Below are 14,411 nucleotides of genomic sequence, written 5' to 3'. Positions count from 1 at the left end.
CGGCTTCACGATGACCGCGGTTACCCGATGACCACGACGGCACGACCCGACGACACGGGTCTCGAACCGGGGACCATCAGGCATTTCGAGCACCTGACACACGAGACGCTCGAGGAGCTGTTCGTCCGCCGCCCGGAAGCGATCGACCCGGCCTGGTCCGCTCAGAGGCTGGCCGTCGCGTTGGGCGCAACCCTCTACGTCCCGGCGACCCGGCCCGACCTCGCCCAGGTGATCCGTCGTCGACGCGACGAAGGTGTCATCTCGATGGTCATCGACCTCGAGGATGCGGTGGCCGATCACGAGGAGGCCGAGGCGATCGAGCACGCCGTGGCCGCGCTGAACGATCTCGCCGCCGGCCCGGGTCGCGCGATGCTGCTGTTCATCCGGCCGCGGTCGGCGGACCAGATCATCCCGATCGCCACTGCGCTCGACGCTCCCACCGCGCTGACCGGGTTCGTCATCCCGAAGTTCGGCTCGGACAACGCCCCGGCAGCGCTGGACGCCGTCATCCGCGCAGGCGAGGTCCTCGGCAAGCACCTGTGGGTGATGCCGGTGCTGGAATCGGCCTCGGTCGTCCATCGCGAGACCCGCGACGAGGAGTTGGCCGCGCTGTCATCGTTGCTCGGCGCCCACCGCGATCAGATCCTGGCCGTGCGGATCGGCGCCACCGACATCTGCGGACACTTCGGGATCCGCCGCGACCGCGACCTCACGATCTACGACGTACGGGTCGCCGCCGACGTTATCGCCGGCATCGTGAACCACCTGGGACGCAGTGACGACACCGGTTTCGTCGTGACCGGTCCGGTCTGGGAGTACTTCGCCGATCACGAACGCATGTTCCAGCCCTTGTTGCGGCACACCCCGTTTCGCGAGAACGATGCCGTCTACTTCCGGCAGCAGCTGGTCAGCCGCGACATGGACGGGCTGCTGCGCGAGATCACGCTCGATCGCGCGAACGGTCTGCACGGCAAGACCGTGATCCATCCGGCGCACGTCGCCGCGGTGCATGCGTTGTCCGCGGTGACCCATGAGGAGTACCACGATGCGCTCGACATCCTCGCCGGCGAGTCCGGCGGAGTCCGGGCGTCCTCGTATCGCAACAAGATGAACGAGCTGAAGCCACACCGCAATTGGGCGCTGCGAGTGATGGACCGCGCGGCAGCGTTCGGCGTCACCCGGCAGGGCATCTCCTTCGTCGATCTCCTCACGGCCCTCGCGACGCCGGGGTCGGTCACCTCGTGACCGACCCCCTCACCTCCGACATCGACATCGACTGGGTGACCGAACGTTTCGGCGTGACGGTGACATCTGCGGACGGCGGACACCCCGCCCACACCGTCCGCGATCTGGTGCGACTGGGGCTGCGGCACAATCGACGACGGGCCCATCTGCTGGTGTCGACGGTCCTCGGCAAACACATCCCCACGCGCCCGGCCGTCGTACGCGGCGCCGCCGACGACCTCGGCGACGCGATCGTCGCAGCGATCGGCGCCGACGCAGCCGCCCATGCGCTCGTCTTCGGGTTCGCCGAGACGGCCACCGGACTCGGCCACTGCGTCGCCGAACGCATCTCGGCGTCGCGCTACCTGCACTCGACCCGTCGTAACCTGCCCGGTGTAGAGGTGTCGGGAACCTTCGAGGAGGGGCATTCACACGCGACGACCCATCTGCTGCAACCCAGCCGATCCGCCTTCCTCGACCCCGCCACCCCCGACGAGACACTGATCCTCGTCGACGACGAGATCTCCACCGGACGGACCGCGCTCGGTGCGATCGAGTCGATCATCTCGACCCGCCCGCGCACGCGGTTCGTGGTGGCCTCCCTGGTGGACATGCGGACCGTCGCGCAACGGACCGAATGCACCGAGGCGGCAACACGCCTCGGCGTCGACGTCACCTACGTGGCACTCGCATGCGGCGCGATCACCCTCCCGCCGACACTTCTCGACGACGTGTGGGCGCTGGAGTCCGACGAGCTCAATCCCGTCGCCGCGCAACGCGGCGCGGTCACCACGACGACCCTCGACTGGCCGGCCGGAACACCCGACGGTGGACGCCACGGTGTCCTGCGCGCGGAGTCCGCCGACTTCCATTCGGCCGCCGGCAACGCCGCGAACACCGTTGCCGCTCTTCTCGATCCCCGGCGTCCGGTCGTCGTCATCGGCCATGAGGAACTCATGTATGCACCACTGTGCCTCGCCGAGCACCTCGAACGTCGAGGCTTCTCGGTGGGTTATCAGACCACCACGCGGTCACCCGCCCAGGTCCACGACGCGCCCGGGTACCCCCTTCGTCGCGGATTCCGATTCACCGCACCCGAAGCCGACCCCGGTACACCGCGGTTCGTGTACAACGTGTTGTCCGCGCAGTTCCCGGATCCGCACGTCGTTCTCGTCGTCGACTCCCCCGCGCACACCCCGGAACTCCGGGCGCCCGGCGGCGTCGTCGATGCCCTCACCGCCGCAGGCCATCCGGTGACGATCGCGGTGCTACCCGCCACCGACCAGCAGTCGCTGGCGCGAACACGAAGCGAGATCCGATGACGGGCATCGTCACCTCGACGCCGCCGCTGCACGGCCCGTCCTTCGGGTCGTACGCCCCCGACGAGGTCACCTGGTTGCTCAAGGACCTGTCCGACATCGCCCTCGAAGGTGATCTCCGCGAACGGGAACGACGCATCCAGTCCGGTCAGGCCCACTACGCCGAATCACTTCCGATCGAGTATCAGCCGGGCCACGAGTACCAGGAACTGTTCCACTCGACCCTGCGGTCGTCGGCGCAGCGGCTCGCCGAGGCCGTCGGAGTGGTGTCCGAACTCCTGCTCGCCGAACGGCATTCGACGCCCACGCTGGTCTCGCTCGCCCGCGCCGGGACGCCCGTGGGCATCCTCATCCGACGCTGGATGACGACGATGCACGGTGTCGATCCCCGGCACTACACCATCTCGATCGTGCGCGGCCGCGGCATCGACACCGTCGCGCTGGACCACATCGTCGAGCGCCACCCCGCCGACTCGGTCGTCTTCGTCGACGGATGGACCGGCAAAGGTGCGATCCAGCGCGAACTCACGGCCGCCCTCGCCGAGTACGCCCGAGTCGGCGGCCGGCCCCGGCTGCACGACGAGCTGGCGGTGCTCGCCGACCCCGGTTCGTGCACGACGATGTTCGGCACTCGCGACGACTTCCTGATCGCCTCGGCCTGCCTCAACTCGACCGTGTCCGGGCTCGTCTCCCGGACAGTTCTCAATGCCGATCACATCGGCCCCGGCGAGTTCCACGGTGCGAAGTTCTACCGGCACCTACGCGACTTCGACGTGTCGGGCGTCCTGCTGGACACTGTCAGCGCCGAGTTCGGTGCGGTCGCCGAGCGGGTCGCGTCGACCCTTGCGTCGCTGACGCCGGAGGGGCGCCGGCCCACCTGGTCGGGCTGGCAATCGGTGGAGCACATCCAGACCGAGTACGGGTTGTCCTCGATCAACCTGGTCAAACCCGGCGTCGGCGAGACCACCCGCGTGCTGCTGCGCCGCGTTCCCTGGCGCATCCTGGTCCGCGCCGACGACCTGCCCGAGCACCGTCACATCCGCCTGCTGGCCGCCGAACGCGATGTGTCGGTAGAGGTTTCGCCCGGTCTCGCCTACTCCTGCGTCGGGCTCATCAAGGAGGACGCATGACCGCGCTGATCGCGACGGACCTCGATCGCACCATGATCTATTCGCGTACCGCGATGGGCGATGCCCAGTTCGCGACCCTCGACACCGTGTGCGTCGAGATCTATCAGAACGCGCCGCTGTCGTATATGGCAGACGCAGCCGTCGATCTCCTGCGCAGGCTGGCGCGCGCTGCGGTCGTCGTCCCGACGACCACCCGTACGCCGGCTCAGTACGAGCGGATCGACCTGCCGGGCGGGCCGTTTCGTTACGCGGTGGTCAGCAACGGCGGTCGCATTCTCGTCGACGGAACCGACGACCCCGCGTGGCGCCGCCACGTGGAGAGCGAGGTCGCCGGTGCCGGAGCGACTCTCGACGAGGTTCTGGCCGAACTCCGTACCCGCATCGACGATTCGTGGGTGACGGCGCTGCGCACCGCGGACGACCTGTTCTGTTATCTGGTCGTCGACACCTCCGCGCAGCCGACGGAATTCCTGATGCAGTGGCATGACTGGTGTGCAGCGCGCGGGTGGACCGTGTCACAGCAGGGGCGCAAGATCTACGCGACGCCGCAGCCGGTGACCAAGTCGGCGGCGGTCGCCGAGGTGCGCCGCAGGCTGGTGGCCGACGGGACGATCGACGCCGCGGCCCTGCTGTACGCGGCGGGGGACGGATGGCTGGACACCGACCTGTTGCTCGCGGCGGATCACGCGATCCGGCCGCGGCACGGTGAGTTGGAGTCGCTGGGCTGGTCCGCGCCGGGGCTCACCGTCACGGACGAGACCGGCGCGCTCGCCGGGATCGAGATCCTCCGCTGGTTCGGCGAACGGTGCGGTCTCGGCGACGACGCGCCTGCCGCAGCCCGCGCGAACTGATCAGCGTGGCGCACGCCCGAGAACGTCATGGTGGCCGTTGCGACGGCACCAGCTCGTGAGATAGCGCGCGTGCAGGCCGCACCACCGGTAGACGGCTGCCTGGGTCATCGGCAGTTCTTCGGCGTGCTCGCCGAGTTCGGTGATGATCGGGCCGAGGTAGTGGTTGGTCGCCTTGTTCGCCGTGCTCGGCGACACCTTCGCGACCCGGGCGAGCGAAGCGTTGTCCGACGCGTTCCCGGACGCGATGGCCCCGGCCAGTCGGCCCGCCGTGGCACCGCGCTGCCCGGAGAACAGTCTGTACAACGTCGGATGCCCGGAGGTGTACCGCCGGTCCGGTAGTCCTTGTCCGAGGGCCACCGCCGTCACCGTGCTCGTGAGTACGTCGAACCCGTCGGACTTCGCGATGATCCCGGCGACCTCCTCGCGCACGCCCGCCTCGTCGAGGTGGTCGCGTTCCAGCCCGGAACCGTGGGTGGCGAGGATGACCGGCGCCCGGCGGTCGTGGAGTGCGAGTACGTCGATGACATCCAATCCGTCGAACTCCCACTCCAGATCGCGACGGTTCCACAGCAGGTCGGTCACCACGACGTCGAAGCGCACGTTGTTCGCGACGCTGCGGACGAACTCGGCCTGCGTGGTGGCCACGCTCACCGTCGCCCGGTCGAGCGCCTGGGTGAGATGTGCAGCCACGACGTGGCCGAGCGGGGTCGCCACCAGCACGCGCAGACCGTTTGGCACACGCCTGATGTTGCCCGATTTCTTCCGTTCGCGCGTGATCACGCATCTATTCGGACGAATCGGGCGTCATTCGACCCGAGAGAGGCGATCTCGGGCTATTGACAGGCTGACTTGCGGATCAATGTTCGCGAGGGTGGAGAAACGGGTATCGACAGGCCAGGGTCTCGCGACCCCTGTACCGACACCCATCTCGAACCAGGACAGCACCACGCCGGGGACCGACCGAGACTGCTCCCCGCGCATCAACCGACGCAGGAGAACAGGAACCGTGTCCACATCGCTGAACGATTCCCGTCCGCCGCCCGGCGGCGGGAAGCCTCACGAATCCGACGGAGCGGATGACACCACGCGCACGTCGCACCCGACGGCGTCGTCTGAGACACGCGTTGCCGCTGTCGTCGCGGAGGGCGACATCTTCGACGCCGCGCTGCTCGCGCTGGTCGAGTCGGCGGGTCATCCCGCGATCCTGGTCGAGCCCGCGCAACTCACCGCGCTGCGGAACCCCGGTGCACTCCTGGTGCGCTCGGGCGCCATGCTGGGTTTCGTTCGGCGTGTTCCCTCGTTACGCACGGTCCGGGTGATCTTTCTCGGCGACGGCGTGGCCGGCCACGAACACATTCGCATCTCGCCGCGGGCCCCGAACGCCGAGGCCGCGCTGGAACGCGCGCTGTCGTCGACCGTCGGTCCGCCGGCGCCGTCGACTCCGGCCGTTCCCGTCAACCGGGTCCGCGTCACCGATCGCGAACGGGAGATCCTGCAGACCTACACGCTCGGGGCAACCCTTCGCCAGACCTCACGCGAGCACCAGATCGCGGAAAGCACCGTGCGCGAACACTATCGACGTGTCGCCCGGCGCTACGAGGAGGCCGGCCGCCCCATCGGCAACAAGGCGCAGCTGCTCCTCGAGTTCATGGCCGACGGGTGGGTCCGCCCCTGAGATCGAGGCCGCCGCTCGAGGGCAGCATGACCCGCGACCTTTGACCCACGACCCAGGCGGCGCCAACCGACAGACTGGGGGCATGACGCCGGAGAGCTCGGATCAGAGCGTAGTTCGTGGGAACACGACGTATCGACGGACCGGGGCCGCGTGGGCATTGGCGGCGGTCGAGATCTCGGTGGCAATCCAGGCCATCGCCGGAGGTCTCGCGTTGATCGGTGATCAGTGGTCGATGGATCCGCTCTGGTTGCGCCACACTCCGTTCGTCTCGTGGACCGGGCCGGGCGTCCTGCTCATCGTCGTGATCGCACTTCCCCACCTGATGGCTGCCGCGGCGATCGTCGTCCGGCCTGTTCCCGTCCGCCTGGGCATGGTCGGCGGTCTGCTCGCAGGGGTGTCACTGATCATCTGGATCATCATGCAGATCGCACTTCTGCAGGTCTTCTTCTTTCTCCAGCCCGTGGTCGCCGTCCTCGGTGCGCTGGAGATCGGACTGGCCGCATGGTGGCGACGCGCCCTGCGTTCCGAGGACGGCGCGTTCTGACATCGGTCGTGCCGACACCATCCACGGCCGGGACGACCGTTCTCCTGGCCGTCGTCGACCAATCGTCGTACAGTGTACGGAGTAAGGTCGTCGAAGGGACCCACATGCCCACTTCCCCCCACACCGCGAAACCCCCGCGCTGGCTCAAGCCGATGAACAAGGTGCTCCTCGTGATCAAGCGCTTCGGCGGCATGAAGGAGTTGCCGGTCCTCATCGTCCCCGGTCGTCGTAGCGGCAAGCCGCGGCGGACGCCACTCACAGTCGTCGACTTCAACGGTGGCCGATACCTGCTCGAGGGATTCCCCGGTGCCGACTGGGCCCGCAACGTGCGCGCGGCCCGCGGGCTCGCGCAATTGTCCGTCCGCGGTCGGGTGAGCGACGTCCACCTCTATGAGCTGCCGGCCGACCAGGCGGTTCCGGTGCTGCGCTCGTGGCCGGAGCTGGCCGGCACCGACGGCCCGAAGATGATGAGGGATGCGGGCGTCATCGACGATGTCACGCCCGATGCATTCGCCGCGGCCGCCGGGCGGTGTGGGGTCTTTCGCATCGATCCGCGTTGATCCGGGATCGGGACCCGATGGGACGCGGGTGTCAGGAGACGGCCGCGACGAGCTGCCGCAGCAACTGGCGAAACGTCGCGGCCTGACTGTCCGACATCGCGCCGCGCAGGAGTTCGTCCTCCACCGACCTGATCTCGGATCGCACTCGAGCGTGCAGTTCGCGGCCGTGCTCGGTGACAGAGACGCTCCATTGGCGATGGTTGCCCGACCGCTCACGCGAGACGATGTCGCGCTCTTGGAGCTCGTCGAGGTGGCGTCCGAGTCGCGTCGGATCGCGGCCGGTACGTTGCGACAACTCACGCTGCGACAGCGCTGCGGTCGCGGCGACCTCGCTCACGATGGCGTACTCCCACATCGAGAGCCCGGCTGTCCGCAGTATCGGTTCTTCGAGCGCAATTAGCCGCGGGACGAGGCGCCCGACGAGCGCTCCGAGATCCGGCTCTGAGACCGCGTCGTCGTTGTCCGCCATCGACACACCTCCTCTGATCGTCTACCGTGGTAGACGATCGTTGCGGATGGGGCCCGCATCGCCGTTGCGGGAGCATCTTCTCATCCCCGTGACCCACCAGGGCGAATCGACGATCGACGACATGAAGGGACGTCCCATGGACACTGCGGCACTGCGGGAGATCACGGACGAGGTGAGTGCTCAGCTCTCGGAGATGACCATCGGCGATCTCGATGGTGCGGCGGTCGGGAGGCCCGGCGACCTCGGCGACTTGTACGTCGCATCGATCAACCGGAACCTACGCGTCGCGGCCGTCCTCAACGGACATCGCTCACGAGGAGCTGACGGCGATCTGGGTAGGGGCCGCCTCCGATCTTCTGCGAACCAGTATGGCGGCGGTTTCGAGCACCTCCATCGGCGCAGCGCCACTGAGATGGTGACCGCGTTCGGCGCCGTTCGCGACGACCAGCGGCTCGTCGACGTCGACGGCACGGTGGTCACTGCCGACGAGCTCTACGAGCACGCGGTGCGCGATGCCTTTCTGTTCGCCTGGAATCTGGCGTCCGCGCTCGACCTCGAGTTTCAACCGAGGGCCGGCATCATCCGTCAGGTCATCCGCTCGATGCTGTCGGATATGGACGATGCCGACCTGGAGGCAACGGTCGACGCCCTGGTCCGGACGTCGATGCCCCGCACCGTGGCCGCCGGCGGGTGAGGGGCTCTCGCACTCAGAACAATCCGACCGCCCGGCCGATGAGACCCACGGCGACCACCAGGAACAGGATCGCAGCGAATGCGATCGCGATGAGTGGGCCGAGTTTCCGACGCTGCGGCGGCTCGTGCTGAGGTCCGCCCACGGCGGTCTCGGCAGGCGGGGTGTCCCCCGGCTGGACGCCGCCCCCGGATTCGAGCCCAGCAGTGTTCGACGGGTCGGGATTCTGCGGATCGAACGTGGAGTCACGCGCTTCTCTGTCAGCCATGACCGTCGCGTACCCGAAACGAACCCGACTCACGCGTGATCGCGCGCACGCCGCGTGACCTCGACGATCCGGCAGGTAGACGGGGCAGCACCCGCATCGTGGCACAGTGAGAACGTGCTGCTGCCCACCCTGACACCCACCGCTCCGGACGACCCCGCCGTGATTCGCGTCGGCGACGACCAGTTGTCGCGGGAGGACCTCGTCGGCGCCGCCACCGCGGTCGCTGAGCGGATCGCCGGTGCACGAACCGTCGCGGTCCTGGCGACCCCGACCGTCGAGACGGTGCTGGCCGTGGTGGGTGGGTTGATCGCGGGCGTGCCCGTGGTTCCCGTGCCACCCGATTCCGGACCGCGCGAGTTCGCCCACATCCTGACCGATTCGGGGGCGCAGGCGTGGCTGGGCGCGGCCCCGGCGGACACGACTCTGCCCGTCGTACCGGTGCGGCGCTATGCGAAGTCGTGGCACCGCCACCCCGAGCCGCATGCCGATTCGACTGCGCTGATCCTCTACACCTCGGGCACCACCGGTCTGCCGAAGGGCGTGCCGATCAGCCGACAGGCGATCGCCGAGGGGCTCGACGCACTCGCCGATGCCTGGCTCTGGACGGCCGACGACACTCTCGCGCACGGCCTTCCGCTGTTTCACGTGCACGGCCTGATCCTCGGCGTCCTGGGTCCGCTGCGTCGCGGCGGCCGCCTCGTCCACACCGGGAAGCCGACCGCAGAAGGTTATGCGGCAGCGGCAGCGTCCGGCGCCAGCATGTTCTTCGGCGTGCCGACGGTGTGGAACCGCGTTGCCGCCGAACCCGGCTCTGCACAACAGCTTTCGAGTGCCAGAATCCTTATCTCGGGCAGCGCACCCCTGCCGGTGCCCCTGTTCGAGCGAATCCACGAGCTGACCGGCCACCAGATCGTCGAACGCTATGGCATGACCGAGACACTCATCACCGTCAGCACCCGCGTCGACGGCGAGCGGCGCCCGGGCTGGGTCGGCCTGCCCCTCGCACACGTCGAGACCCGCCTCGTCGAGGGTGCCGAACCCGTGCCCCACGACGGCCAGAGCGTTGGCGACCTCCACGTGCGCGGCCCGATGATGGCGTCGGGATACCTGAACCGACCGGACGCGACCGCCGAATCATGGCTGTCGGACGGCTTTTTCGCGACCGGTGACGTCGCCGTCATCGACCCCGACGGCATGCACCGCATCGTCGGCCGTCGTGCCACCGACCTCATCAAGTCCGGCGGCTTCCGCATCGGCGCCGGCGAGGTCGAGACCGTGCTGCTGGCGCATCCCGCCGTCCACGAGGTCGCAGTGATCGGGGTACCCGACGACCACCTCGGGCAGCGCATCGTCGCCTATGTGGTGGGCGACCCCGTCGCCGACACCGAACTCATCGAGTTCGTCGCCGGCGAGTTGTCGAATCACAAACGGCCGCGCGAGATCCGGTTCGTCGAATCGCTGCCCCGCAACGCCATGGGGAAGGTGCAGAAGAAGCTTCTCGGCTGAGGGTGGGGCGCGGCGGGGTGTGAAAACCACCCCGTGGACGTGAGCCGCCGACGTACTGCATGCTGTCCGCTTTCTACGGGTGGTTTTCAGACGGCCAACGGGTTGTCCACAGGCGACGACACTGCCGACTTCCCGACCGCGCCACCATCCACACTGTCGCGCATGGACTTCGACGAACTCATCGAGCGGTTCGGGGGCGTGATCGCCACACACCAGCTGTTGGCCGCAGGAGAAACCACCGCGTCGATCAGGCGGGCTCTACGTTCAGGCGCGCTGCTACCGATACGTCACGGCTGGTATCGCACCGGCGCTGCGGACGCGGACGTGGTTGCCGCAGTCAGTGACCACGGCGTCGTATCGTGTGCCTCCGCACTTCGACGGCACGGCCTCTGGACACCCGATCACCCCACCGCACTTCACTCTCGGCTCACACGCCATCAGCGTCGCTCCAACCCCGACCGATGTCGACGGTACGGTCGGCCGACCCCGGCCGACGGCGCCATCGACGATGTCGCCACCGCACTGCAGTACGCCGCCCGCTGTTACGACGTCGAGGGCTTCATCATCCTCTGCGACTCCGCGCTCAACAGCGGCAAGATCACCCCCGAACGCTTGCGCGCCGACTTCGGCGACGCGCCTGCGTTCATCCAGCGGGCCGTCGCGAAGACCCACCGCCTCGCGGCTTCGGGGACCGAGACCGCCGCGCGTGTGCGGCTCCGTAACGCGGGGCTTCGCGTCAGGGTTCAACACCAGGTGCCCGGCGTCGGGTGGATCGATCTACTGGTCGGAGACCGACTCGCACTCGAACTCGACAGCATCGAGCACCACACGGGTATCGAACGCTACGAGAAGGACCGGATTCGAGACCGGAAGTTGGTTGCGCAGGGCTACTTCCCGCTGCGGCTCACCTATGCTCAGGTCTTCGACGACTGGGACGCCACCTACGCCGATATCGCGGACATCATCGGACGGGGTCACCACCGAAGCCGCGCAGCGACCTGGCGCAGCTCGGATGAAAACCACCCTTCAGAAACGGACAGGGCGCTCGATGGCAATGACACCCCACCCCCGGGCGGTTTCCAGCACCCTCAGTTGGCCCACGACCTCTCGCCCAGCCACTCGGTGATGACACCGACAGCTTCTTTCAGCTTGGGGCCCTGCTCGCGTCCCGAGTAGTAGTGGGTCGCGCCGACGATGGTGTGCAACGACTTGTCGGGGTGCCCGACCGCGTCGAACAGCCGGTGCGTGTGGCTCGGTGTGCACGCATTGTCGGCGGAATTGCCGATGACCAGGGTCGGGACCTCGAGGTCGGCGGCACAGCGCGGACCGTCACCAAGCGCATCATCGAAGCTCCACTGCGACAACCAACTCCGCAGGGTGGTGAACCGCGCGAGCCCCACCGGGCCCATGTTGACGATCCGCGGATCACCCAGGTAGCAACCGACTGCGCGGTCGCTGGGGTCGACGGTGAGGTCCAGCCACCGCGGATCGGCCATCGTCCCGTGCACGATGAACCCGCGCTCCATCAGTGGTTCGCCATGGCCGCGGAGGTCGGCGAGTTGTTCCTTCACCCAGGCGGTGATCCGGCGGTTGCGCGCGATCTGCGCAGCGCGATACCGCTCGAGGAACTCCGCGGAATACGGCGGCTGGTGGGGATTCGACGGGTTGTAGAGGTCCAGCTCCGGGTCGCGGCGATGCGGATCGGACTCGTCGACGATCGACGGGTCCATCCACTCGGTGAGCGTCCCGTGCCGCGAGACGTGCGCCGCGAGCAGCATCATCCCGTCCGCGGCCGGCAAGTCCAGGGCGGTCAGGTCCGGCGGCTCACCCGCGGGCGTCTCGGTCACCGTCGCGTGCTGGGCCTGCTGTTGGTAGTAGAGCGACAGCGCGCCGCCGCCGCTCCACCCGGCGAGGATCACCTTCTCGTACCCCAGGCGTTCGCGCGCATCCTTCACGCACGCCCCGAGATCCTGCACGACCTTCTCCATGATCAACGCACTGTCGACGCCGCGGTAGCGGCTGTTGCAGTAGATGACGTGGTGACCGGCGCGGGCGAGCGCATTGGTCATCGGCAGATACGCGCCGCCCCCGATCGGATGCATGAAGACGATGACGTTCTTCGACGCCACGCCCTTCGGCCGGAGTAGGTAACTCTCGAGCACGACGCTCTCGGTGACTCCGCCGTAGGTGTCCTGATAGGCCGACAGATCGTCAAATACAACGAGATACGGGATGCGCTCGTACTCGTGTCGTGGTACGGACCCGACCGCACTCATGCGCGTGCCTCGTCGCTGATCTGCGATGCCGCACCGGAGCCCGACGCCTCGACCATCGCTTCCGACGGGATCAGCCGACGCCGGGTGTCGATCGAGATCACCTTCCACTCCACGCGATCGAAGTCGTCGAACTTGCGTCGCGACCGCTCGCGCGCCCGTTCCGGGATGCCGTGATGCATGCCCTGGGGGGCGTGCGAGATCAAACCCGGCGGCATCGAGACGCCGAACATGCTGCCGCCGTGGAAGAATGCGATCTCGTCGAAGTCGGTGTTGCGGTGATACCACGGCAGACGTTCGGCACCCTTGCGCCCTTCCGCCGGGCGCGGCAGGAAGTTCATCACGTAGACCCCGGTCGCCTGCATGAACAGGTGGACCGTCGGCGGCAGGTGGACGGTCTCGGAGGTGATGACGTCGTAGTCCTCGATGTTGAAGGTGAAGGCGAAATTGTCTCCGCGCCAACCCTCGACGTCGAGTGGGTGGAAGGCATAGAACAGCGAGGTCTGCCCCTCTCGCTGCCGGAACCGCACCTCGTACTCGTCACGGCCATCGGCATCGAACGCCTCCGCCTCGGGCACGACGACGAGCGAGGAATCGAACGGGAAGAACCTGCCGAGGACCCCGGCCTCCGGCACCCGGAACTCGTCGACCGCCTCGATGATCAGCAGCAACGACGGGCCGTCGGGCACCTGACGATATGTGCACCCCTTCGGGATGTAGACGTAGTCGCCGGGCCGGTAGGGCAATCGACCGAATTCGGTCTCGAAGTATCCCGTTCCCTCGTGCACAAAGAGCAATTCGTCGCCGTCGACCGGCCGGAACCAGAAGGGCGCGGCCTCGGCGCGCCGGCTCAACGAGATCCGACAGTCGTCGTTGGAGAACATCACCAGCGGCTCTCCGCCCGGATCGGATCGGTCCGTCGGCGTGAGGTCGGTGACGATCCGGTCGACACCCGTGTGCGTGCCGACCGCACGGAACTGCGTCGGATCGTTGCGACGGTAGAGATGTGCTGTGCGACCGGTGAATCCGTAGCGCCCGAGTTCGTCGTCCTTGAGATCCGCCACGTCCCGGTGCACCTGCCTGGGGGTGCGGCCCTTGCGGTGGTGGATGAACGATTCCATGACTCTCCTCTGTCGCCGGCGATTTTCTGATGCTAGATTCAGTTTCAGAACTTGACAAGGGATCAACACGTCCTCGATGCGCGCACGGGTCGCGCGGCGGCGCGTGGTTCGATATGTCATCGGTACGCGGAAGGGAGCTCAGGTGCCGCCGACGAACAAAGGGCGTCAGACCGAGGCCGCATTCCTCGACGCCGCGCGCCGGACCTTTGCCGAAAAGGGCTACCTCAACACCAAGATCTCCGACATCTCGGCCGCCGCCGGACGCTCCACCGGGTCGTTCTACAACTACTACGACAGCAAGGACCGCCTGCTCGAGGCACTGCTCGACCAGTTCGGCGAGGAGGTCGTCGCCGGGTCGCTGGCGACGAAGCACGCCGACCCCGAGGCCAGCGTGCGGGCAGCCGTCACCGCCTACTGGACGACCTACAAGAAGTACCTCCCCGAGATCATCGGTTTGTTCCAGATGTCGATGCTCGACGACGACTTCCGTGCGCGTTGGCACGCCAACCGCGTGTCCGGCATCCAACAGGTGCTGTCGGGCCTCCAGGGCGCGGAGCGCGCGGGCTACGACGTCGGGCTGCCACTCGAACCGCTCGCGTCCGCGCTCGTGGCGACACTCGAATCCACCTGCTGGACATGGCTTGCGGTGCGTGGTGAGGCCGCCGGGCCGATTCCCGACGACGACACGGCGATCGAGATACTCACGGCCATCTGGTACCGGACCGTCTTCGGAGCCGGGCCCGCAACCTCTGCTCCCTGAGGTTGTGCGCAGAACACGCC

General features: G+C 67.7%; 16 protein-coding genes. 11 read left to right on the top strand and 5 right to left on the bottom strand.

Translation table 11 applies throughout. The features are described from left to right. Window positions 1-27: 27 nt before the first annotated feature. The 4 genes from MAY35_RS07190 to MAY35_RS07175 are packed head-to-tail and all read left to right on the top strand — an operon-like array spanning window position 28 to window position 4,524. Window positions 28-1,245 carry an HpcH/HpaI aldolase/citrate lyase family protein gene (locus tag MAY35_RS07190; RefSeq protein WP_238420235.1) on the top strand — a complete coding sequence of 406 codons (1,218 nt, stop codon included), beginning with the start codon at window positions 28-30 and terminating at the stop codon, window positions 1,243-1,245. Beyond that, the gene (locus MAY35_RS07185; RefSeq protein WP_238420234.1) at window positions 1,242-2,546 is read left to right on the top strand and encodes a phosphoribosyltransferase family protein; all 1,305 of its coding nucleotides are present in this window, start codon (window positions 1,242-1,244) and stop codon (window positions 2,544-2,546) included. Before MAY35_RS07190 ends, MAY35_RS07185 begins: the two co-directional genes overlap by 4 nt. Continuing rightward, complete coding sequence (locus tag MAY35_RS07180; RefSeq protein WP_238420232.1) at window positions 2,543-3,673, top strand: cysteine protease StiP family protein; 1,131 nt, start codon at window positions 2,543-2,545, stop codon at window positions 3,671-3,673. The genes MAY35_RS07185 and MAY35_RS07180 overlap by 4 nt, the downstream gene beginning before the upstream one ends. Next, window positions 3,670-4,524 (top strand): HAD family hydrolase, encoded by an 855-nt coding sequence (locus tag MAY35_RS07175; protein ID WP_238420231.1) that lies wholly within the window; start codon window positions 3,670-3,672, stop codon window positions 4,522-4,524. The genes MAY35_RS07180 and MAY35_RS07175 overlap by 4 nt, the downstream gene beginning before the upstream one ends. On the opposite strand, the gene MAY35_RS07170 is transcribed toward MAY35_RS07175, so the two are convergent. Continuing rightward, window positions 4,525-5,262, bottom strand: a complete 738-nt coding sequence (locus MAY35_RS07170; RefSeq protein ID WP_238420230.1) for a response regulator — start codon at window positions 5,260-5,262, stop codon at window positions 4,525-4,527. 268 nt (window positions 5,263-5,530) lie between these two features. Here MAY35_RS07170 and MAY35_RS07165 point away from each other — a divergent pair, with 268 nt between their 5' ends. From MAY35_RS07165 to MAY35_RS07155, 3 genes are all read left to right on the top strand, one after another. Then, the gene (locus MAY35_RS07165) at window positions 5,531-6,199 is read left to right on the top strand and encodes a LuxR C-terminal-related transcriptional regulator (RefSeq protein WP_238420229.1); all 669 of its coding nucleotides are present in this window, start codon (window positions 5,531-5,533) and stop codon (window positions 6,197-6,199) included. A gap of 82 nt (window positions 6,200-6,281) precedes the next feature. Beyond that, window positions 6,282-6,743: a hypothetical protein gene (locus tag MAY35_RS07160; protein ID WP_238420228.1), complete on the top strand. Its 462-nt coding sequence runs from the start codon at window positions 6,282-6,284 to the stop codon at window positions 6,741-6,743. A 104-nt stretch (window positions 6,744-6,847) separates the two neighbouring features. Further along, complete coding sequence (locus tag MAY35_RS07155) at window positions 6,848-7,303, top strand: nitroreductase/quinone reductase family protein (RefSeq protein ID WP_238420227.1); 456 nt, start codon at window positions 6,848-6,850, stop codon at window positions 7,301-7,303. 31 nt (window positions 7,304-7,334) lie between these two features. Here MAY35_RS07155 and MAY35_RS07150 read toward each other — a convergent pair whose 3' ends face one another. Next, a complete protein-coding gene (locus MAY35_RS07150) occupies window positions 7,335-7,772 on the bottom strand; it encodes a MarR family winged helix-turn-helix transcriptional regulator (protein ID WP_238420226.1) in 438 nt (145 codons plus the stop codon). A 46-nt stretch (window positions 7,773-7,818) separates the two neighbouring features. Between MAY35_RS07150 and MAY35_RS07145 the strand changes: the two genes are divergently transcribed. After that, window positions 7,819-8,466: a hypothetical protein gene (locus MAY35_RS07145; protein ID WP_238420225.1), complete on the top strand. Its 648-nt coding sequence runs from the start codon at window positions 7,819-7,821 to the stop codon at window positions 8,464-8,466. Window positions 8,467-8,479: 13 nt separating this feature from the next. Here MAY35_RS07145 and MAY35_RS07140 read toward each other — a convergent pair whose 3' ends face one another. After that, window positions 8,480-8,731, bottom strand: coding sequence for a DUF6480 family protein (locus MAY35_RS07140; protein WP_238420224.1), 252 nt, complete (start codon window positions 8,729-8,731; stop codon window positions 8,480-8,482). Window positions 8,732-8,845: 114 nt separating this feature from the next. Here MAY35_RS07140 and MAY35_RS07135 point away from each other — a divergent pair, with 114 nt between their 5' ends. Further along, window positions 8,846-10,237 carry an acyl-CoA synthetase gene (locus MAY35_RS07135; protein ID WP_238420222.1) on the top strand — a complete coding sequence of 464 codons (1,392 nt, stop codon included), beginning with the start codon at window positions 8,846-8,848 and terminating at the stop codon, window positions 10,235-10,237. Window positions 10,238-10,399: 162 nt separating this feature from the next. Then, window positions 10,400-11,413 carry a type IV toxin-antitoxin system AbiEi family antitoxin domain-containing protein gene (locus MAY35_RS07130; protein WP_238420220.1) on the top strand — a complete coding sequence of 338 codons (1,014 nt, stop codon included), beginning with the start codon at window positions 10,400-10,402 and terminating at the stop codon, window positions 11,411-11,413. On the opposite strand, the gene MAY35_RS07125 is transcribed toward MAY35_RS07130, so the two are convergent. Further along, window positions 11,326-12,513 carry an alpha/beta fold hydrolase gene (locus MAY35_RS07125; RefSeq protein ID WP_238420219.1) on the bottom strand — a complete coding sequence of 396 codons (1,188 nt, stop codon included), beginning with the start codon at window positions 12,511-12,513 and terminating at the stop codon, window positions 11,326-11,328. The two genes, MAY35_RS07130 and MAY35_RS07125, sit on opposite strands and share 88 nt — an antisense overlap. Beyond that, entirely contained in the window at window positions 12,510-13,631 is a 1,122-nt protein-coding gene (locus MAY35_RS07120; RefSeq protein ID WP_238420218.1) for a homogentisate 1,2-dioxygenase, read from the bottom strand. The genes MAY35_RS07125 and MAY35_RS07120 overlap by 4 nt, the downstream gene beginning before the upstream one ends. A gap of 142 nt (window positions 13,632-13,773) precedes the next feature. Here MAY35_RS07120 and MAY35_RS07115 point away from each other — a divergent pair, with 142 nt between their 5' ends. After that, window positions 13,774-14,391: a TetR/AcrR family transcriptional regulator gene (locus tag MAY35_RS07115; protein ID WP_238420217.1), complete on the top strand. Its 618-nt coding sequence runs from the start codon at window positions 13,774-13,776 to the stop codon at window positions 14,389-14,391. Window positions 14,392-14,411: the final 20 nt, after the last annotated feature.

The sequence above is a fragment of the Gordonia sp. 'Campus' genome (assembly GCF_022206305.1).
GTDB lineage: Bacteria > Actinomycetota > Actinomycetes > Mycobacteriales > Mycobacteriaceae > Gordonia.
Note: the sequence above shows the minus strand (reverse complement) of the source record. Positions and strands in the feature narration are given on the sequence as shown.